20 protein-coding genes are annotated in these 20,768 nt (G+C 58.8%); 14 read left to right on the top strand and 6 right to left on the bottom strand.

The annotated features are described in order from the left end of the window. Positions 1-223 precede the first annotated feature (223 nt). Together JOE56_RS00845 and JOE56_RS00840 are read left to right on the top strand one after the other, a co-directional pair. Positions 224-1,057 carry a hypothetical protein gene (locus JOE56_RS00845; RefSeq protein WP_204514415.1) on the top strand — a complete coding sequence of 278 codons (834 nt, stop codon included), beginning with the start codon at positions 224-226 and terminating at the stop codon, positions 1,055-1,057. 463 nt (positions 1,058-1,520) lie between these two features. After that, a complete protein-coding gene (locus JOE56_RS00840) occupies positions 1,521-2,264 on the top strand; it encodes a hypothetical protein (protein WP_204514414.1) in 744 nt (247 codons plus the stop codon). 111 nt (positions 2,265-2,375) lie between these two features. On the opposite strand, the gene JOE56_RS00835 is transcribed toward JOE56_RS00840, so the two are convergent. After that, positions 2,376-3,002 carry a MerR family transcriptional regulator gene (locus tag JOE56_RS00835; protein ID WP_204514413.1) on the bottom strand — a complete coding sequence of 209 codons (627 nt, stop codon included), beginning with the start codon at positions 3,000-3,002 and terminating at the stop codon, positions 2,376-2,378. A gap of 166 nt (positions 3,003-3,168) precedes the next feature. On the opposite strand from JOE56_RS00835, the gene JOE56_RS00830 reads away from it, so the two are divergent. Further along, entirely contained in the window at positions 3,169-3,606 is a 438-nt protein-coding gene (locus JOE56_RS00830; protein WP_204514412.1) for an anthrone oxygenase family protein, read from the top strand. A gap of 155 nt (positions 3,607-3,761) precedes the next feature. Here JOE56_RS00830 and JOE56_RS00825 read toward each other — a convergent pair whose 3' ends face one another. Then, positions 3,762-4,292 (bottom strand): DUF1697 domain-containing protein, encoded by a 531-nt coding sequence (locus tag JOE56_RS00825; protein ID WP_074296847.1) that lies wholly within the window; start codon positions 4,290-4,292, stop codon positions 3,762-3,764. Then, positions 4,289-4,681 (bottom strand): DUF3224 domain-containing protein, encoded by a 393-nt coding sequence (locus JOE56_RS00820; protein WP_204514411.1) that lies wholly within the window; start codon positions 4,679-4,681, stop codon positions 4,289-4,291. The genes JOE56_RS00825 and JOE56_RS00820 overlap by 4 nt, the downstream gene beginning before the upstream one ends. Positions 4,682-4,984: 303 nt before the next feature. Between JOE56_RS00820 and JOE56_RS00815 the strand changes: the two genes are divergently transcribed. The 4 genes from JOE56_RS00815 (at position 4,985) to JOE56_RS00800 (ending at position 7,772) form a co-directional block, all read left to right on the top strand. After that, a complete protein-coding gene (locus tag JOE56_RS00815; RefSeq protein WP_204514410.1) occupies positions 4,985-5,764 on the top strand; it encodes a DsbA family protein in 780 nt (259 codons plus the stop codon). Further along, positions 5,761-6,573, top strand: a complete 813-nt coding sequence (locus JOE56_RS00810; protein ID WP_204514409.1) for a cytochrome c biogenesis CcdA family protein — start codon at positions 5,761-5,763, stop codon at positions 6,571-6,573. Before JOE56_RS00815 ends, JOE56_RS00810 begins: the two co-directional genes overlap by 4 nt. 96 nt (positions 6,574-6,669) lie before the next feature. After that, the gene (locus JOE56_RS00805; RefSeq protein ID WP_204514408.1) at positions 6,670-7,041 is read left to right on the top strand and encodes a VOC family protein; all 372 of its coding nucleotides are present in this window, start codon (positions 6,670-6,672) and stop codon (positions 7,039-7,041) included. Positions 7,042-7,130: 89 nt separating this feature from the next. Continuing rightward, entirely contained in the window at positions 7,131-7,772 is a 642-nt protein-coding gene (locus JOE56_RS00800) for a LysE family translocator (protein ID WP_204514407.1), read from the top strand. Positions 7,773-7,829: 57 nt separating this feature from the next. Here JOE56_RS00800 and JOE56_RS00795 read toward each other — a convergent pair whose 3' ends face one another. Further along, positions 7,830-9,101 (bottom strand): ATP-binding protein, encoded by a 1,272-nt coding sequence (locus JOE56_RS00795; RefSeq protein ID WP_204514406.1) that lies wholly within the window; start codon positions 9,099-9,101, stop codon positions 7,830-7,832. 201 nt (positions 9,102-9,302) lie between these two features. Between JOE56_RS00795 and JOE56_RS00790 the strand changes: the two genes are divergently transcribed. The 5 genes from JOE56_RS00790 to JOE56_RS00770 all read left to right on the top strand — a co-directional run bounded on the left by JOE56_RS00790 (position 9,303) and on the right by JOE56_RS00770 (position 15,970). After that, a complete protein-coding gene (locus JOE56_RS00790) occupies positions 9,303-13,220 on the top strand; it encodes a phosphodiester glycosidase family protein (protein ID WP_204514405.1) in 3,918 nt (1,305 codons plus the stop codon). Between the two features lie 331 nt (positions 13,221-13,551). Further along, positions 13,552-14,160, top strand: coding sequence for a TetR/AcrR family transcriptional regulator (locus tag JOE56_RS00785; RefSeq protein ID WP_239530457.1), 609 nt, complete (start codon positions 13,552-13,554; stop codon positions 14,158-14,160). Positions 14,161-14,162: 2 nt separating this feature from the next. Next, entirely contained in the window at positions 14,163-14,516 is a 354-nt protein-coding gene (locus JOE56_RS00780; RefSeq protein ID WP_239530310.1) for a DoxX family protein, read from the top strand. 58 nt (positions 14,517-14,574) lie between these two features. Then, complete coding sequence (locus JOE56_RS00775; RefSeq protein WP_204514403.1) at positions 14,575-14,976, top strand: hypothetical protein; 402 nt, start codon at positions 14,575-14,577, stop codon at positions 14,974-14,976. A 97-nt stretch (positions 14,977-15,073) separates the two neighbouring features. Next, on the top strand, positions 15,074-15,970 hold the full coding sequence (locus tag JOE56_RS00770; RefSeq protein WP_204514402.1) for a 3-hydroxyacyl-CoA dehydrogenase: 897 nt from the start codon (positions 15,074-15,076) through the stop codon (positions 15,968-15,970). Between the two features lie 11 nt (positions 15,971-15,981). On the opposite strand, the gene JOE56_RS00765 is transcribed toward JOE56_RS00770, so the two are convergent. Together JOE56_RS00765 and malQ are read right to left on the bottom strand one after the other, a co-directional pair. Next, entirely contained in the window at positions 15,982-16,710 is a 729-nt protein-coding gene (locus tag JOE56_RS00765; protein WP_338028588.1) for a class I SAM-dependent methyltransferase, read from the bottom strand. A gap of 19 nt (positions 16,711-16,729) precedes the next feature. Then, positions 16,730-18,790, bottom strand: a complete 2,061-nt coding sequence (malQ, locus tag JOE56_RS00760; protein ID WP_204514400.1) for a 4-alpha-glucanotransferase — start codon at positions 18,788-18,790, stop codon at positions 16,730-16,732. A gap of 32 nt (positions 18,791-18,822) precedes the next feature. On the opposite strand from malQ, the gene JOE56_RS00755 reads away from it, so the two are divergent. Together JOE56_RS00755 and JOE56_RS00750 are read left to right on the top strand one after the other, a co-directional pair. Continuing rightward, positions 18,823-19,875 (top strand): FecCD family ABC transporter permease, encoded by a 1,053-nt coding sequence (locus JOE56_RS00755; RefSeq protein ID WP_239530309.1) that lies wholly within the window; start codon positions 18,823-18,825, stop codon positions 19,873-19,875. Then, entirely contained in the window at positions 19,872-20,681 is an 810-nt protein-coding gene (locus JOE56_RS00750) for an ABC transporter ATP-binding protein (RefSeq protein ID WP_204514399.1), read from the top strand. Before JOE56_RS00755 ends, JOE56_RS00750 begins: the two co-directional genes overlap by 4 nt. The last annotated feature ends 87 nt before the right edge of the window (positions 20,682-20,768 follow it).

Here is a 20,768-nt window from a genome sequence, read left to right as displayed (position 1 = left end):
GGCAAATCCGTTTGACAGCATGCTCGTAGCGTGAGGTTGCGCCCGTCGAGGGAGGTACGTCATGGCAGACGATCTGGCCGAGCCGTAATCCCTGCTGGCTGTCACCAACTACTGGTCACGAGCCCTTCTGCCGTCTGAGGTATACGACGACCGGTTCGTGCAGTGGGCTCACGACCACGGTGCCTACTTGTACCTCGTGCTCGTCGGGCCGAAGACTGAAATCGTGGACCTTATCCAGCGGCCCGACGGCTGGAAGATGGAGACACGCTTCCACGACGGCTCGCAGTTCAAGCCGCGCACCATCCCCGTGCCTTTCGACCTTCTTCCTCGCGAGGGCACGCGCTTGGTCGACGGCGCGGTTAATTGGGTGGACGAGCAGGGAGAGAATCAGCGTTCAAACGCTGTGGACCTGACCCGCCGCGTCCTGGCTCGCGCGTGGAGGCCGGGCCAGCACATGGACCACTGGCATGAGTGGACGCTCCGCAAGTTCTTCACGTACCGCGTCGAGTACATCGGTCAGTCGTTCGGGAAGCAGGGTGAGCGCACGGCTGCTGAGAGAATCGGTGAGGGCCACGAGACGGTGCAGCGTGTGCTGGCTCAGGTCGGAGACCTGTATCCCAACTCCGCAGTGGCGCTCATCGTCTTGGATGCGGCGGTGCAGGGCCGAGAACTCTCCGGAAACATCGGCCCCGACAACTGGGAAGAGATCGCACGGATAGCAGTGCAAGCGATGACGGAGCCAGACGGCCCGTTGGTCGATCAGGCGAAGCTTGTGACCGTGGCCGAGGCCATGCTTATTCGGTCTTTCCCAGAGACCCGCAACAAGCAGTACAAGAGCTTCCCATCCAAGGACGCTCCTGCGCTCGTTGCAGAACTCCTCACTGCAGGTGTGACGCATTTGGGAGTGCAGCTCGACGTTTCGCGGAGCCTCGCTCTCCTGGATCATCCCGATAGGACCAGGGCGCCGCAGGACAGGCTGCGGTTCGCGGTCAACCTCGCCACGGGAGCCCGGGAGACGCTAGACACCACGGCGCCGCTGTCCTGGCAGGCCGACTGACTCTCGGATGACTCCCCGTCCCGTCAACGACGCCCAGCGTGAGGTCCTCGACTGGCTCGCCGCCGGAGGCTCCCAGGACCCGCCGCGGCCGGAGATGAAGCTGAGCGCCGCCGCGCTGGCGGCGCGCGGCCTCGTCAAGGTCCGCCGCCCGGGCGGGAAGTGGACGGCCGACCTCACGGAGACGGGCAGGTACTACGTCGAGCACGGCAGGTACCCGGGTGAGGCCGAGAAAGCCGAGAGGCCACCGGCTCCACGACCACGCCGTGCAGGGAGTCCTGCAAGACCAGGGACTCCGGAGCCTCCCCCGGCGCCGGCCGAGACGCGAGAGCCTGTCGTAGTGCCGCAGGAGCCCCAGGAGCAGGTTCCGCTGCGCCAGGTCGTCCGGCGTCCCCACCCGGCCGTCAAGGAGCTCAGGGGTCGGCCGGGCCGGCTTCCGATGCCCCTGCGCAGGCGCTGCGTCCTCGTGGCCCACTTTCTAGTCACCGAGGCGTTGGCTCGCGGGTGGACGGTCACGACCGTGGAAGCGCGTCGGGAGCCCGATGGTTACCGCGGCACCTACCTGCGCTATCCGAACCAAGCGCTGCTCCTGCTTGATGCAGGGCACGCGACGGTGGGGATCGTCTTCAGCGAGGTGACGAAGCGGCGTCCACACGAGGACACGAAGGAGGAGGCGGCGCGCCGGGCGAAGGGGCAGTACGTCGGGGCGCCGAGGTACGACTACGTCGGAGACGGGAGGCTGCGTCTTCATCTGACGGACCGTGACGGGCGGAAGACCGGGGCCTCGTGGACCGACGGCGCTCGCGTGAAGGTCGAGGAGCGGCTGGTTGACGTGATCGCCGCTGTCGAGGCCGCCAGCGACCGCGCCGTGCGGATGGAACAGGAGCGCCGCCGCCGCGAAGAAGAGGAGAGGCTTCGCCGCGAGGAAGCACACCGGGTCGATCAGCTGCGCCGCGGCTACGAGGTTTGGGAGCAGGCGCTCCACGCAGGTGCCGAGGCGTGGGCCAGGTACCAAGAGATGAGTGCGTTCGTCGACGAGGTGGAGCGCGCCATCGGCGAGGAGGGGCACCCATTCGTCGCGTGGGCCCGCGGGCACCTGGAGGCGGTCGACCCGCGACGAGCGCTGCCGTCGGGCGACGTGCCTACGTGGATGCACGAGGAGCGAGCACGGCACGGCCGGTATGAACCGAAGTCGACGTACCGCTGGTGAGGCACTCCGGGTGATTTAGTCACGACCAGTCGGCGGATGCGACTGTAGCGACTTACGTTTTGGGTCCCGAGGCTCTTTATTTTTGGGCCGAGGAGCACCTGTCTGGGCCTATCACTCGTCAGCAAGAACGTTTGCGTAGTGTTGCTGAGCTAGAAGAACGAGAGCGTCGAGAAGAGGGCGTCGGAGTGCGCTTCCGAGGACGACACCGCGGATAGTGGCATCCAGGCTCTCCGCGGTGCTGACTGTTTGGACGTCGGTATGACCAATGTTATCTGCTGCTAGCGCGTAGTCATCGATGCGGTCTGTGAACATGGTGAGTTCTTCAGCATTAAGTTCGGCTATTGCTCGCACGGCTACCACGTGTGCGGGTGAGTTGGGTTGACACCGCCATCCGCGCGTTTCGACAACTTGCGCCAGTAGCTCCGCTGCTTCAGTATCGGTGTCCCTGGTCTCTACATCACCGACGAGAGCGTCCTGTGTGACGGCCATTGCTTCGAGCATGGACGACTCGTTGCTGACGGCCTGCACGACCTCACGAATCTTATTCAAAGGAAGACCAGCGACTTTTGCTAGTGCACGAATGAGGTGGAGCCGTTCGAGGTGCGATTCATCGTAAACGGCTTGATTCACTCCCGTGCGTCGCCCGGGCTGAAGTAGCCCCTCGCGGATGTAGTACTTGATCGTGGCCACAGTAAGTCGTGAGCGTCGAGCCAGATCCGCCATCCGCATGTCGGTCATGAGGGTCCTCCTGTGATCGTGATTGCACTACTCAGCAGATACTACTACTATCCATTAGTGGATAGTGGAGGTACCTATTTCTAGGTAATGATCAAGGCGCAGGTCATCGTGATGAGTATCGAGTGCTATGGCATGTCACTGGCGCCACGATCGAGAGGACACCATAATGAACTGGATAGAGATCGTTGCCATACTTGTCATCGGATTTGTCGGATCTGCCGAGTTCGGCTCAGTCGCACTAGTGCATCCGGTCGTTCGCAAACTTGGTCCAGACGATCAGCTCGTTTTCGAAAAGGGTCTGTTGAGAACGTATGGAAGGATCATGCCGATCGGCATGACGCTCGCCCCAATCATCGCAATCATCCTCGCCTTTGCGACTCCCTCGGTATGGCTGTTCGCTGCCGCTATCAGTCTGGCTCTTGCTCTCGTGGTCACGATTGTCGGCAATGTTCCAATCAATCTGCGCACTGGCCGTATCGATCAGGAGGTCGCCCCCGAAGGGTTTATTGCTATGCGACGTCGCTGGGATGTCTTCCAGCTGACCCGCGGATCACTTCAATTGCTCGGCTTCATCCTCGTTACCATCGGCACCGCTGGTGCATGACACTGCGGTGCATGTCGTAGATAGTCGCAGAAGATGATGCACAACTCGCTCGCCTGAGAAGCGCGTCGGTCTCGCGTTAGACAGTGGGAAGCGAGAAACTTGTCAGGCGGTGCCATCGTGCCCGGGGCAATCCGCTGATTCCCCTTGGGTTGCGGTTAGAGCTTGGTAGCGATTTTCATGAGCGTGTTCCAATTTCGAGCGGTCGCCGTCCCCCCGAAGCGCTTCTCCAAGGCAGTGTGTGAGACCTTCATCGCCTTGACGCCACCAGGGGTCCACACGAACGCGGTGCGCCCGATGAGCCGTACTACTTCAGGACTGACATCTTCTGACTCTAGGGCCGCAACTTCCGCCATAGCGGGCGTTGCAGACAGGAAGATAGCCAAGTACTTGGAATAGTCGGTAGCAACGTCTGCTAAAGGATTGCTCGCCAAGACCTCGCGAACTTCATCGGCCTGCCGCACCACCATGGGGACCGTAACTCCAAAGGCATCAGCCATTACCGACTGCACCTCAATGATTACTTGATCCTCACTCCCTGACCGAGTGGCGATAATGTTGCCACTTTGACCAATCGTGACGACAGCCTCGAACCCCGCGTCAGTGAGCGCGGAACGCAGTTCAGCCATCGGTACCCGGTTGTTGTTGCCTACGTTGATGCCACGCGGCATGACAAGCCAGCGAGTCATGCGAGTTTGTAGTCAAACGTATAGGTGTGGTCACCGTCTACGTTGTCGATGGTCAAGGTGCCACTGATCCCGGTCAACTCACCAGTACCCGTCCCAGGAACGATAACCACGGACAACTCTGGTTCCCCATGAGCGACGATTCCATGGTGTTGCAGGACGAAGGTGCCTTCCTTGCCATCAACGGTGCCGGTGAAGTGTTCGATCGCGACATAACCAGCCGAACCGGGATCCGGGGTACGCGCTGCGATCATATGCGCTTCGGAGGTACCGGTGACCGCACCGGTGAAGGTTTTACGCACCACATTGTGGTTGATTATGACCCCGTGCTGCTCATAGAAAGGGGGCTCACTGTCAGTGGTGACCTCAAATGGTCCGCGAAGGGTGGTCATGTTTTTTCCTCGTCCATTTGGGTGGCGGATCGCCGGCGATAAGTTGGCATCTGCCTGTGGTCCCGGAGTGGGACCGAGGTCTCATCAATTGCGCGCCTCTCGTTCAGGGTAGCACACCTCATGGGTGCGATCATGCTGATGTGGCCCTGCTACGACGACCGCCCCTAGAAGGTATGGACCATCAGCATCAACCAATTCAACCGAGGTGAAGTCGACTCTTGAATGATGGGTCAAAGTAGCCTCGAGTCAACGTTCACTCGATGTCCCGAGATTTTTGTGTTCTGGAGCGTTAGGGTGTGAATTATGGTCGACGGTTCATCGCGCACAGCCAAACAGGGGCGTAAGCGCACCGCGTATATTGTTGTCGCAATTGTCGCTGTTGTTGCATTTCTTGCGATGGTGGGAGTTGCCCAGTTCACCTCGGGAAATACCAACCCTTCCAGTGACGGGGCAGCTCAGGGGAGTTCATCATCCTCGAATGAGAACGCAAACGACGGGTCATCGTCCGGTCACGAAGGCGAATGGGTTCGCCGAGATACAAAGGACTCCGCGGCCATTGGTGATGTAAACGCTCCGGTTGTCATCACAGAGTGGACTGATCCTCGCTGCCCGTTCTGTGCTCACTTCCATAACGACATCCTTCCGGAGTTAAAGAAGAAATATGTTGACACCGGCAAAGTACGCTTCGAATTCGTCACCGTGGCGTTCTTTGGCGAACAGTCCGCTGCCGCCGGTGCGGCAATGGAGGCTGCGGGGAAACAGGGCAAGTATCACGAGTACGCCGATGCTCTGTACGCGGCAGCACCAGAAAAGGGGCACCCCGACCTTCCTGAGAAGACCCTTGTGAAGTTCGCCGAAGAAGCGGGTGTGGGTGACATTGATCAGTTCCGCAAAGACATGAACGATCAAACACTCATTGACGCAGTCAATGGCTCAACGGCAAAAGCGCAACAGTACTACGGAATCCAGGCTGTTCCGTTCTTCGCGGCGTCTGACGGCGAAAGCGCTATGCGGGGTGCTCAGCCGGTTGAAAACTTCTCGAAGTTTATAGACGAACAGCTGACTAAGGCTGACGCTAGATGAGCTTAGGGCTTCTGGGGGCATTCGCCGGGGGAGTGCTTACGCTTTTAAGCCCCTGTTCTGCCATGCTCCTACCTGCGTTCTTCTCATATGCCTTCACATCGCCAAAAGAACTCTTGGGCCGGACCTTCATCTTCTATCTGGGGCTGGTAACGACACTCGTTCCTCTAGGAATTCTGGCAGGATCGGTTGGTGCCTTCGTTGCCGGGAACCGGGAGGTTGTGGTCGCAGTTGCTGCAGTCATCATCTGCGTTATGGGGGTTCTCACCGCCCTCAATGTCAATCTTCCCTTCATGGCTTCCGGTGTTCAGAGCGCGGGGCGGTCAGCCACCTCGGTCTACCTGCTGGGTGCGGTCTACGGGCTTGCGGGTGTATGCGCCGGGCCCATCTTGGGGGCCGTGCTTACTGTCGCCGCGGCAAGCGCATCTGCTTTGTGGGGCGGCCTGATCTTGGTGTTTTTTGCCGCCGGTATGGCTTTTCCCCTGGTGTTGCTCTCGGTGCTGTGGAAGCGTTTGCCCGTGGTGCAGAAGGTTGTCCGCCCTCGCGCTGTATCTTTTGGTCCGGTGACAACCACGTGGATGAATTTGGTGGGCGGTCTGCTCATGATCGGGATGGCCGCGCTTTTGTTCTTCACGAGCGGTACGGCTGAACTTTCTGGTTTCCTCGGCGCAGGAACCCAGGCACGCATTGAAGGCTGGGTGCTTCAAAAATCTTCAGCTGGTGTTGAGCTGGTGATTTTGGGTGTAATAGTAGCCCTTGCGGCCGTTATTGCCATGGTCGTTATGAAACGACGTGGCTCACGCAATAAGTGACTTCGGATGAGGTTTGCTAGCTGACGGTGTTCTTAACACTAACTTGACGGACTGCACGTGATCGTTTGCAGAACTTGTGTTGCTAGTATTCGTAACATGATCAAGCGGATTGCGTCGGCCGTGGTGTACGTTAGCGACCAAGACGAGGCACTGAAGTTTTATCGTGACGTACTTGAATTCGAGGTCATCATGGATGCTCCAATGGTGGAATCGTCGCGATGGCTCGAAATCAAGCCTCGGGGTGCAGAGACATCCATCGTTCTCGCCCAAGCGTCAGCGTTCGGTAGGCAACCTGGAGAAGGCGCATTTCTCACCTTCGCTTGCGATGATGTAGCTGAGACCGTAAAGCAACTACGGGCTCGTGGCGCCACTACGTCACAGGTGAATCACGAGCCTTGGGGAATCTATGCGACTGTCGATGCCCCTGATGGTCATAAATTGCAGTTCAACTCGCGACCACAAAATTGATTGAGGTCTCCTGAGGTACTGCGCGGAGGGAGGTCGCCGGATTACTGATTCAGGCCACCATGTTTTTGACGCAGTGGCATACTGATTGAATGCTTTCAATTGCTGCGCTCATTGGTTTCGGTATTGCAGTTACTCCACTTGTCGTTACTCCCGGTGCCAGTTTCACTTTGGTGAGTTCACGTGGCCTGGTTGGTGATAGGCGTGGTGCTTGGGCCGTCATCGTAGGGACAGCCGTAGGAATCATTACTCACGGGCTTCTTGCGGGTCTCGGACTTGCGGCGGTTGTGATGCGCTCAGCGGAGGTGTACCAGGTTCTTAGGTTCGTTGGCGCGATCTATTTGGTGGGTCTCGGTGTGTTTCTTGTATGGCGTGGGCGTCGGAGGAGCGTTTCGTCATCGCTTGAATATGCACACAGTTCCTCGAAGCCCGTCGTCCACGAGGTGGGGCAGGCATATCTGGCAAACGTGCTCAATGTGAAAGCCGCCACCGTGTATCTAACACTGGCGCCGCAATTTGTTCCGGCGCAGCTAATGGGAGTGTCGTCAATGCTGACTCTTGCTACCGTGCACGTCTGTGTGATGGCCGTCTGGCTTGGGCTTTGGTCTACAGGCCTCAGCAAGATTTCCGAGAAGTTCAACCTGGCTGACTGGAAACGACGGATTGACACTGTGGGCGGAGCAGTTCTAGTTTTCTTTGGCATCCGCACTGCATTGCCAGGGAATTCCGGCTAGTCGTTTTCTTTGGAGTGCATGAACGAATGCCAGTCCACGTGTTGTAAACCGATGTGCTCAACACAACAATGCGAGTGGGACTACAGCCACGCCGTCTGGCCTCCGGTAAGCATCTGTACCCGTTGTGACCACGACCTTGTCTGCCAAACGCGGACCGATATGTTCACCCAGCCAATGCAAGTGGCGTACGTCCTTGTCCGTAGGCGTTGGTTTCAGCTTCACTTCGAAGGCAATGACTTTTCCGTCATAGCGTTCGAGAATCAGGTCGATCTCTTGAGCTCCGCCTTGTGTACGCAGGTGTGAGACCTTCGCCTCGGCGGCTTGACCCGCCGCGCGGACCGTGAGCGTGACCAGCGATTCGAAGAGCTGGCCAAACATCTCCCATGAACCGGGCTCGCCGGAAGTAAGCATGTTCGGCGTGAGACTCAGCAGAGCCGCCGCAATGCCGGGGTCAAAAATTTGGTGCTTCGGAGCAGCAGTGAGTTTTTTGAAGGGTGAAGGATTGGGGAACCAGGCCGGTACTGGATCCAACAACCACAGTTTGCTGAGGATGTCGCGGTAGCCAAGAGCCGAATCTTTGGAGATTTTGGCAGAGTCACCTGGAGAAGCTGCGTTCAGGATTTTGGTATACGAGGTGGTGGTCGAGGAGGCGGCTGCGTACGCCGCCCACCAAGCACGCAAAGACTCGGGCTTACGAACCATCAGCCCCTGATCGGCGACGTCGCGATCGATGACACGCTGGACATAGGCGTCAATGAGTTGGCGGCGAGGCCGGTCTGGCTGTCGGTAGACACCCGGCAGGCCAGTAGCACAGAGCGCTGTAGCGTAGTCGGTGAGTGAATAGTCTGTGTGGCCGGCGATCGCGGCGGTTCCAGTGAAGAGCTCTGAGATTCTGACCGTGGGGGAGGTGTCGGCACGCTCAGATAGAGCGAGTGGACGCATGCGTAGGCTGATCACGCGTCCGGCTCCGGAATGTGTATCTATGCCCTGTTTGGGTGTGGCACTTCCGGTTAAAAGATAGCGAGTGGCCACCTGTTTGTCGACGTTCCGCCTCACTGCATCCCACACTTGAGGCAAATGTTGCCATTCATCGATGCACAGTGTGTCATCCGCGACCAGTAGAGCGTCCATGTCAGCTCGAAGGAGTTCCCTTTCACTGTCGCGGTCGAGGAAGTATGTGCGATTTGCTCGCCTTGTGGCCGTCTCGGACTTGCCGACTGCTTTTGGTCCGTCGATGGCGATGGCAGAGACGCCCGCCAGCTCATCTAGTTCCAGGTCGATGTAGCGCGGAAGGTAGGAGGGGTTGTCAGTTGGGTAGTCGATGGCCATAATCTGAACAATAGCAGGCTAACCGCCGATTTATCCACGAGATAACCGTCAACTTATCGGCACTATATCAGGCAATTTATCGGCTCTGTATGAGGCAATTTATCGCGGTACACGTGAGATTCACTTCACAGCTATCTGCGCTTAGTGTCGCGTTGTTACGGTTTCCGCGACCATAGTCAGCGTTATCCCCGATAGGACAGCATGCACTCCGCATCTACCGAGCACCCCGCAGCCGTTCACAGACCGCCCCGACAGCGCGCCTCGTTCCGCACACGCCTGTTCGCGTTACTCACAGTTTTTGCGCTTCTCACCCCGGGGCTGACGGCCCTCGACCAATGGCTGGCCACCCCAGCTGCCGCCCAGATCACCGACGAGCAGCTGTCAAAAGGTGGCGTGCTACGCACCTCCGAAACCAAACCGGTCGCACCCGGCTTGGACCTGACGACCTTTTCCCGCCTCGAGGAACCCGGTTGGAACGAAGGCAGCGTTCTCACCGCCGACCTCGGCGAATCAACCCTTTCCACCGACCTGCGCGACACGGGCACTGTCACGGGGCGCGCCCCACTGGATGACGTCATGCACCAAGGCCCCCGCGGCAAAGAAGCCGTCGCAGCGGTCAACGGCACGTTCTTCGACATCAACTACTCGGACGCACCGATTTTCACCTCGGTCAGCAGCGAGGGCCTGCGCGCCGGGAACTCGAAACCCCAACCGTCACTGACCATCGCGCAAGGGCGCGCCGCGGTCCAAGAGCTTTCAGCCACCGGGACAGCGACACTGCCCGGGAACAACAAGCACGACCTCGCCGGAATGAACACCCCGAGGTTGGAGGCAGATGGTATCGGTGTGTACACCTCGGCCTGGGGAGACTACACCCTGGACCGCCCGGTGGGCGCGCCAGACGAAAAGGTGGAACAGATTGCCGCCGCTGTCATCAAAGATGGCACCGTCACGGAAACCACAGGCATCGTCGACAGCCTCGGCGAACGCAGGGTTGCCGACGGTACGCAGGTGCTCATCGGCCGTGAAGCCGGGGCAGAAACAATCGCCCAGCTGGCCAAAGGCGACAACGTCGAGATCGAAGTGGGGCCGTCTGAGGACGTCGACCTCGGGATCGCTGGATCGCACCAAATCCTCACCAACGGCAAAGTGCCCAACATGCAGGACGACCTCGCAACGAGCACACACCCGCGCACAGCCGTGGGAATCAGCAAGGACGGCACGCGACTGTTCGTCATGGTGATCGACGGTCGTTCGAATGAATCTCGCGGAATGACGCTGCCCGAAGCTGGCGAACTTTTGCGAAACATGGGCGCGCACAACGCGCTCAACCTTGACGGTGGCGGGTCGTCGGCCATGTCCGCCCGCGTTGCCGGCGATGAAGGACAGAAGATCTGGAACACCCCTTCCGATGGTGAAGTGCGAGAAGTCCCCAACGCGCTCGTCTTCTACTCCTCCGCGAAGTCGGATGACACCTCGGGCGTTCAGCTGAGCCTGGGACTCGAAGGTGAAGACGCAGTGTTCCCCGGACTCACCCGCACCATTAAGGGCACCGGACTGTCCTCCAACCTCGCCCCGGCCGAGGTCGATGGGACTTTCAGCGCAGACGCGCCTTTGAAGGTTGAATCGACTGACAAGAACACCGCCCGTATTACTGGTGAAGAACGCGGAGCCGGGAAGGTCACCTACAGTGCCGGCAACATGAGTGATGAGGCCAAATTGCGAGTGCTGGGCAAAGCAATTGCACTACGTGCCTCCGAAAAGTCACTCAGTCTGCCAAACACTGACACGCGAGCCAAGATCACACTCAACGGGCTCGATGGTGACGGCCAGCAGGCTCGCATCGAAACCTCGGACGTCAAGGTGAGCACCACAGGCGGAGTGGAAGTCAAAGACGACGGTCTGGGCACCTGGACGGTGCGCGCCACCGGAAAGACCGCCACAGGGAAAGTCACCTTCACCGTGGGAGACCTCACCACCTCGGTGCCGGTTGCCTTCGGCACAAAAGACTCAGCCGTGTGGGACTTCTCCGACCTAGCGGCGTTTGAAGCTGCTAATGACCGTGCCTCCGGTGAGATCGCCAAGGCCGACGGTCAAGACGGCAAGCCAGCGATTGGCATGAAGTACGACTTCACTACGTCGAGTGCAACCCGAGGCTTCTACTTGGGAGCTAAGAAGATCGAGCCCGTTGACGGTACGGCGATCGGTTTCAGCCTGGACGTCAAGAGTGATGGTAACGGCACCTGGCCACGCCTGCAGGTGACCGACCCGAACGGCACTGTTACGAACCTTGACGGCGACCACCTCGAGAAGGAAGGGTGGCAGACGGTCAGGTTCGCTGTGCCCGAAGGCCTCGCGCAACCGCTGACGGTCGACCGCATTCGCATGATGGAAACGCGGCCGGAAGCGCAGTACACAGGTGACATCGCAGTATCCAACCTGCAGGTAACCACTGTGCCCACGGCGGAGGGTGACAAGGAGCCCGCAATCCACGACCCGGCGTTACTCGCACACGGTGACGTTGAGGGTCGCCCGCAGAAGATCGCGGTGATGAGCGACGCTCAGTTCATTGCGGCTCAACCCGAGTCCGAGGCGGTGGCAGGTGCTCGTCGCACACTGCGTGAAATCCGTGAAGCAAAGCCCGATCTGCTGATCATCAACGGTGACTTTGTCGACGAGGGATCCAAGGAAGACTTTGCGCTTGCCAAGAAGATCATTGACGAGGAGTGGGATAAGAGTATTCCGCACATTTACGTTCCCGGAAACCACGAGATCATGGGCAGTGACATTGGGGTGTTTGAGCAGGAGATCGGATCTGCGACCTCCTCGCAGGACGTTGACGGGACCCGAGTGATCACGCTCAACACGGCGGGCGGTTCGCTGCGCAGTGGTGGAATCGACCAGATAGCAAAGCTGGAGAAGCAACTGGACGAAGTTGCGCGTGATTCGAAGCTGACTGGCGTGACGGTATTCTTCCACCACCCGCCTAACGATCCTCTGCCGACGAAGAACAGTCAGATGGCAGATGAGCGTGAAGCCCGTGCTTTTGAGAAACTCATGGCCGATTTCAAGCGCAAGTCAGGCAAGTCAGCAGCGGTGATCAACGCGCATGTGGGTGCGTTCCACGGGTCTTCAGTGGAGGGCGTGACCTATCTGATTAACGGGAACTCCGGTAAGAGACCGGCCGGAACCCCGGAGACAGGAGGCTTCACCGGTTGGACGATGCTTGGTATCGATCCGGCAAAGGGCAAGGTCGGAAAGAATCCGTCCCCGCAAGACCGTGTGGACTGGTTGGCGGCAGAAACTCGTCCGTGGGTGGATGAGATCTCGCTAGAAACCTCGCGCGCTGTTTTGCTGGGTGAGAGCAGTCAGGTCACTGCTTCGTTCGTGCAGGACGGAAGGACTGTTCCAGTGGCGTGGCCGGTGACCGCGCAGTGGGGTGGCGAAGGTGTTCACATCGTTGACGGCAGTGAGCAGTCCGAAGAGGCCACTGACGAGAACGCTGTCATCCGGTTCAACCCCGTCAGTGGGCAAATCACTGCGCTACGTCCTGGTACCGCAAAGCTGAGCGTGACGGTGAATGGACGAACCGCGACTCAGGAAGTGACCGTGCCGGCAACCGAAAAGGAACAGCCAGAGAAGCCGGGGGACAGCGAGGAACCGGAGAAACCAGGGGATGGCGAGAAGCCGGAGGAGCCTGGGGATAGCGAGAAACCGGAGAAGCCTGGCGACCCTGAGGAAGCGGAGACTCCCGAGGTGGGGGAAGGCGAGAAGCCGGAGAAGCCTGGGGATGGCGAGGAACCTGGAAAGCCTGGTGACCGTGAAGAGTCAGAGAATCCGGTTGACCCTGAGGAACCTTCCTCTCCGGATTCGGACAGTTCGGAAGGCACTGAAAAAGACGAAACCGGTAGCCACCAAGCATCGCCAGACAGCGACGCTGGTGAAGGCGAAGACACGGGCAACAAATCGCCTGCAGATTCGTCGGAAGAAGCACGGGATGAAGGAAGCACTCTTCCACGCACGGGAACCGAAGTGTCAATTCTGTTGCTGTTTGCGCTGGCAGGAATTGGTGTAGGAAGTGTTGCGCTGACAAGCACACGACGCCGTGGACGGCACTAGCTCAGCTGTGCGCTAACAGGCGCTAGCAAAGGCGCGCATGACACAGGGCAGCCACCTCTTCAGGTGGCTGCCCTGTGGCGCGTGGTTGGAGGCGGTTTTTCATGACGGTACAACGAAGCCGTTAATGACGAATTGTCGATTTCAACATTGACGAATTGTAGAGTTCAGGCGTGACAAGCTGTCGATTTCGTGCCCTCGATAAACGGCTAGTCGAGCATGCTGCAGTTGCTTCTTCGAGTGGTTACTCTCTGACAGTCATTTTGTGAACTGCGTCGTTTCGCACGTCATGATCGGTCATGCTTCTTATGTATGATGAACGTGTTCAGTGAACATGTTCAGGGAGGTGAAGGTGGCTGGTCGTCGGACTGTTGCACGCCTTGAGACGCGTCGCGCTGTGCTGGAAGCCGCGAGCCGGTTACTCCACAGCAGAGGATTCCAAGCGACGACCATTCGTGACATTGCGAATGAGGCAGGTGTGAGTGTCGGAACAGTTATGTCTTTTGGAGACAAAGAGGCCCTTCTTGTGGAACTTTTTGATGGTCTCATTTCGGAACGTCAAGAGACGGTTGATGCACAGGTCTTTACTGGTGGAGCCTGCTGTGATGCAGATGCGGTTGCTGTGGTGGAACCGTTCGCTGTGCTGTTCGAAGAACACCGTGACCTTGCGCAGACGTATGCGTCGATCATAGTCAGTGGGCGACATTCTTCAGTAGTTTTCACTGATCTCGCGAATCGGTTGACCTCAGTGTTCGAACAGCTTTTGACTGATTGTGGATGCTCGAGAACGGGTGAAAGCCGTAGCCGAGCCAACGCGCTGTACGCAGCGTATATCGGAAGCTTATTCATCTGGTCAGCCACTCCTGAAATCTCCGCACATGGCTACTTGGTGCAGCTCCGTCATGTGTTTGCCGCGATTTGCGATCACAAGGGAGGAAACTAATTTTGTGGATTCCATCTTTCTGGCTGCTGCCAGCGTTTCTGGCTACTGTTCTCCTTGCCGATGTCGTGCTGTCAATCAGGCCGGTCCGTTTTATTCGTGACTGTCTCGAAAGTGTGCGCCTCCCCGAAGATTGGTGGTGGGTTCTGCTCGTGGTCAAGGTGCTTGCTGCGGCGGGGCTAATTGCAGGTATCTGGATACCTGGCGTAGCGTTTGCCGCGAATGTTGGGGTCGTCGTTTATTTTCTGTGTGCAGTGGCGTCTCACATTCGAGCAAAAGCAACTGGCATCGCGTTCTGGCTCAACTGTTTGGGGATGCTGATACTTTCCAGCGTCATTCTTGTGTTGAGCATCGTCTAGGTTGTTTCAGCCAGGTGCTGCGTCAAAGCTTAAACAGCACATTTGAGATAATTTAGCCATGAAGTTCCTGAAGGCGTTTGCCGTTTGGTTGGGCATTATTCCGCTGGCCATTCTCAACGGTGGCTTTCGCGAAAAAGTGCTGGTCGGCGCGATCGGAGATGCGGCCCGCCCAGTAAGTGGGATTATCTTATCGATTGTGATTTTAGGGATGGCCTTCATCTTTATCCCCAGGATTCGGGACTGCAAACCCGCGGACTACGTCATTATGGGAATTGGATGGTTCGTTCTGACCAACGTCTTCGACGCCGTGCCTAAGTTCCTTGAAGGCGCAACAATCGAGCAATTCCTCGCCACCTTCGATGTGCGCAATGGCGACTTCTGGATCCTGGTTGTCCTCACGTCGCTGGTTGCTCCCATCCTCGCAGGTCAGCTACGTCGTAAAGACCGCTTGTCCAAGTAGAATTCACAGACATTTTGCTTCCCGACGACGCTGCCTAGTCTCCTGACAGGAGTAGCATTCGAACCGCAGGCATTCGACTCATGAGGAGGGGCTCACAATGACGGAGTTTAAAACTGTAGCAATCTTGGGAAGCGGAGTTTTGGGATCCCAAATTGCTATGCAAGCGGCATACCACGGAAAAGATGTCACAATCTTTGACCCGTTCCAGGAATCACTCGACAAACTGCCGGCTCGCTGGGACTGGATGCGTCGCGGCTACTCGGAAGATCTCAGCGACTTCAGTGAACCAAAGTTCGAAGATGCGCTGTCGCGAATTTCAACCACTACTGAACTTGCAGAAGTCGTGAGCGACGTTGACATCGTCATCGAAGCAGTTCCAGAAAACCTGGATCTGAAACGCGAAACATGGGAAAAGGTAGGAAAACTGGCAGACGCACGCACAGTGCTTGCCACCAACACCTCGTCGCTTTTGCCTTCGCTTTTTGCTGACTCAACTGGGGCGCCTGAACGATTTGTCGCAATTCACTACGCTAACCGTATCTGGTCCCAGAACCTCGCAGAAGTCATGGGTACGCCCAAAACGGATCCCGCGATCGTGGACAAGGCTGTTGCATTTGCTGAAGAAACAGGAATGGTTCCAGTTCGCGTAGAAAAAGAAACGCCAGGGTACTTCCTGAACTCGTTGCTGATCCCATGGTTGCGTGCCGGATCAGCCCTCTACATCAACGGGGTTGGAGAACCTGAAGCGATCGACAACGCATGGAAGGCCGGAACCCACTTTGGACGTGGCCCGTTTGAGGTGTACGACGTAGTCGGCTTCAACGTTGCAGCAAACATTTCACGTAACTCTGAAGACGAAACCGAACAGCGTTTTGCCGCCAAGCTACAAGAGGCGATCGACGCTGGCTTCAGCGGTATTGCTGACGGCAAGGGTTTCTACCTGTACGACAAGGACGGAAACATCACCGGTCCAAACGACTTCTTTACGAAGTAGTTGCTTACCGTCTAGACAGGCTTCTCCAACGCAACAAACGTGGGAATAGCCTCGCCGTGAACCTCCACAAGCCCGTGACGGGACGCTTCGTCAACCACCTGGTCGTGACTGAGCACCCGCCACGGGTACGTGGTTGTGCGAGCGTCAATTACGGCACGGTCCTGGTCCATGAGCGTCCATTCCATGGTCCACTCCACATGCGTGCCACTCAGCGGTTCCGCCTTGCCTCGCGTCTGCAGTATGTGATCGCCAATGTGAACAGACCCAAAGTCGGCCCACGGAACCTCCGTCACCGCTTCAGGTGGCTGAAGCGAAAGAACAAACCGCCCGCCAGGAACCAGTCGCTGCTCAACCGTTGCCCACAACGTTTCCCGGTCAGCATCGTCCAGATGCCCAAGCGCATTCAGCATCACACCCGCAGACCACTCCGTCGGCAGCAACTCGCTCGCCTGCGGAAACGCTTGCGGAACAATGGTGGTGACACCCATGAGCTCTGGATCGCGCGCCACCGTTGTCATAAGCCCAACCCGCATCGCTTCAGACGGTTCAACCGCGTACAGTCGCTCCGCACCCAGTTCATGCAACAGTGGCAACCCCGTGCCCACGCCACTGGCGATATCTACAGCAGCACCACCGTCGACCGGTCCTATAAGCTGCCGAACCGCGCTGTCCATCCCGTCTTGCCAAGGCGCAATCAGCGCTGCGTACCATTCCGCGTTTACGCTATATGAGTCAGTCACGCGCCCATCGTATAAAAAATTATTCGGAAAGCGCATCCATAATTCGGCCAAGCAGAGGCTGCCCAGCTAGATCATCGACCAACACCACGCGACCTTTCGAATCTGCCAGTGGAAGTTTCCAGTTCGGGTATTCGGTGCTTGTTCCCGGCTGGTTCTGCATGCGCCGTTCGCCCACACAGTCGGCAAGCCCCGCCGCAACCAGAACCGCCGGCGTCCGCGCAATATACCTGTGCAACCCCACAACTAGATCATCCGTGTCGCCGGCGCCATCAGGGCCACAACACCCAACCTCAGTGGCAGCCTCGACAACCGCATCAATCGCCTGCCTTTCGTCCGCAAGCTCCTCGTGCGCTGACCGGGTGAGCAACCCCAACTGTTCACGCACCTTGACATGCGAACAGTCCACATATCCCCGCACCGGCGCCAGGTCGTGCGTGTTGACCGTTGCCAGGCACGCGCGTCGGTAGTGTTGTGGGGCCCGAGGTGTCCCACCGTCCCGCTCGAACCACAGTACCGACGTGCCCAGGATCCCGCGCTCCTGCAAGTAGTCCTGGATCCACGGTTCAAAGGTTCCTAGGTCTTCGCCCACCACAACGGTGCCGGACCTTTGCGCCTCCAGTGCCAGAATCCCCACCAGCGCCTCGTGATCATAGGTCACATATGCGCCGTTCAGCGCGGTGTTGCCACGTGGAATCCACCACAAACGGAACAGCCCCAGAATGTGGTCCACCCGCAGTCCACCGGCATGGCGCATGAGCGTACGCAACATGTCACGCCACGGTCGGTAACAGTGCTGAACCATGCGTTCGGGGTGCCACGGGGACTGTGACCAGTCCTGCCCAAGCTCGTTGTACTGATCAGCAGGAGCGCCCACCGACACACCCTCGGCTAAAACGTTCCTGTGCATCCACGCATCGGCACCGTTTTGTTCGACTCCAACAGCGAGGTCATGCATGATGCCAATCCGCATACCCGCAGCCGTCGCGGCTGACTGAGCGTGCATAAGTTGCTCGTCGATGATCCACTGCACCCACGCGTGGAACTCAGGATCGGCCATCACCGCGTCCCCAGGCTGGCGTCGCCCTGCCTCTTCGGCGCACCACCGTGCAAACTCAGCCAGTCCAGCGCCTTCAGCCCTGCGATACGCGTCGAACAGTGCTTTTCGGGCCGGGGTGCGCGGAACCGCAAACAACAGTTCCAGCGCTTCGAGCTTCGCCGTCAACACGCGGTTCCTATCAAGTAACGTGTTCAGCCGGTTCACTGACGCAAATTGCTGGTGTAATTCGCGTACACGCTGTCGCACAGGCTCAGGCGCCTGCGCAAACTCCGGAATGTCCTCCACGCGCACATACAGGGCGGCGAAGAAACGCCGCGATGACGGCAAATACGGCGACGCTTCAACCGGAGGAGCGGGTGCAGTGGCGTGCAACGGGTTAATCTGCACAAAGTCAGCGCCGTAGCGCGCGCCTAAAATCGCGCTCAGGTCACGAAGATCAGCGATATCGCCCAGCCCCCAGGACCGCTCTGACCGCACGGAGTACAGTTGCGCGTGAACCCCCACGCCGCGTCGTCTGCTCACCACGTCCGAGGTGGTCAACCGTGCCGGTGTCACCACCACCTGCGCGTGTGCCTCACCTTTCTCCGTGTGCGCCACCAGCGTGTGCCACCCCAACGGCAGCCCTGCCGGAAGTAAAAAACGGGCCTGGCCAACGACCTCGGCGCCGGTATCAAAAGGCGGCGTATTGTCCTCAACCTGCGTGAGCGCCTGACCCCCGCCGTCTTCAAAAAGCACGTCCACGTTCACGGACGTCCCATGGGGGACATGAACCGGGATTGTGTCCTCCCGGTCGTCTCGTGTCACGGTGACGGGCGGCAAGGTCCGTTGCCAGTATGCGAGGGTGCGTTGGGCGCGGGCCGCGTCAACATCCTGGTTCGACTCAACCGGATACCCAAACGACTTAACGACCGCTTGCAAGGTTTCGTGCGGCACGCTTTTGAAAGCACCGTCACTGCCGTAGTACTCAGTTCGTATTCCTAGTTCGGACGCAAATTCACGCAACACCGCTGGGTCTACCGCCATACATTTATCGTATCCGTATTCTTGTAGGAGACATGCCCACATTTGATGAATCTCAGCGCGCTCGCGCGTCCGTGTTGCGCCCCACCACATTGCCGACCCGGTTTGTGTGGCTCGGTGTGCTTGCCGCGGTGTTGCTTGCCACGAGTTTTGTTGCTGTCGCGGTCGGGCCTGTGACGTTGAGCCTTCCCGAGGTGCTTGGCGCCTTGGGTCGGTTGCTGCCCGGTGGTGCGGGGCCAGAAGGTGCTGATCTGTTGGTCACCGAGGTGCGCCTGCCTCGTGTTCTCACGGCGGCTTTGGTGGGTGGTTCGCTCAGTGTTGCCGGTGCGGCGATGCAGGCGGTGTTTCGTAATCCGTTGGCAGAACCGGGTATCACCGGGGTGTCCAGTGGCGCGGCTACTGTGGCGGTCCTGTGCATTGTGACGGGCGTTGCGAACGCCTGGGTTCTGCCCCTGGGTGCTTTCGTGGGCGCGTTGGTTGCCACGTTCGTGGTTCAAGCAATTGGGTTCCGCCGAGGTGGTTCACCCGCAACGCTGTTGTTGGTCGGCATGTCGATGAATGCGTTCTTGGGGGCGGTGATTTCAGCCGTGATTGCGAATGCGACGAATGCGGAGGACGCGCGTTCGGCGATGTTTTGGCTCAACGGTGATCTGACGGGCCGCACCATGGGCGATGTGGGCGTTGCTATCTTTCCGCTGTTTGTGGGTGCCGCCGGTGTTCTGTTCTTTGCGCGCGAACTCAACATGTTTGCGTTGGGGGAGACCACCGCTCAGTCGTCTGGGGTCGAAGTGCGCCGGGTGTCTCAGCTGGTCTTAGCGGCGGCCGCTCTCACCACCGCCGCTGGTGTTGCGATCACCGGAATTATTGCGTTCGTTGGGTTGGTGGTCCCGCACCTGGTGCGTTTGATGTTCCGTTCCGACCACACGTTCTTGCTCCCGGCCTCGTTCTTTTTAGGAGGAACGTTCCTGGTTGTTGCCGACACGTGCGCACGGATGATTTTTAACCCTGTTGTGCTCCAAACAGGAACCGTGACAGCACTCGTGGGCGCACCGTTCTTGTTGTACCTGGTCATGAGGAGGGGGCGATGACAACGGGCGGTGCGAGCACGATGAAAACAGGTGTCACGCTGGAAAACCTTTCGGTTTCATACGGCAAACGCACGGTGCTGAGTGGAGTCTCCGCGACATTTGCGCCAGGCCACGTCCACGGCATTATTGGGCCCAATGGGGCGGGTAAGTCCACGCTTCTTCACGCGATCCTTGGTGTTCGCGCGTACACGGGTTCGGTGCGCGTTGACGGCGCTGAAGTTGCCGACTTGAGTGCCCGGGAACGTGCTCAGCGAATCGCGTTCGTCGCCCAAGATGCACCACCTCCCGACGACTTCACCGGCCGTGAGCTCGTTGCGATGGGCCGGTATGTGCGTCAAGGGCGATTCTCCGTGAAATCTGCGCATGACGTCGAAGTCATTGACGCGGCATTAGAGCAGGTGGGAGCCACGGGTTGGGCTGACCGGCCGGTTCACCAAACCAGTGGAGGAGAACGCCAACTCACCTCACTGGCTCGCGCGATCGCGCAGGAAGCCCCCACCCTGGTTCTCGACGAACCCACCTCGGCCCTGGACCTCAGCCACGAACAGCGGGTGCTGCGGTTACTGCGCCCGTGGGCGCGCGGTGACCGGACCGTGATCGCGGTCCTCCATGACATTACTCAAGCTGCACGGTACTGCGACGAACTCGTGTTGCTGGCTCCCACCTCGGCGGGTTCGCAGGTGGTGGCACAGGGCCCGCCCGAGGTCGTTCTCACCCCCGCTTTCTTGGAAAGCGCGTACGGGGTCAAGGTGGACGTGCGTCGCTCCGAGGTCACGGATACGCTCACCGTCACACCCTTGGACTGACGCTTGCGCGGGTATATGCGCACATGCGAATAGGTGCATACGCATGTGCGGCGACTATCCTTGAGCTGGCCCGTTGGGGGCCTAGAA

The organism is Brevibacterium paucivorans, from assembly GCF_016907735.1.
GTDB classification, from domain to species: domain Bacteria; phylum Actinomycetota; class Actinomycetes; order Actinomycetales; family Brevibacteriaceae; genus Brevibacterium; species Brevibacterium paucivorans.
Note: the sequence above shows the minus strand (reverse complement) of the source record. Positions and strands in the feature narration are given on the sequence as shown.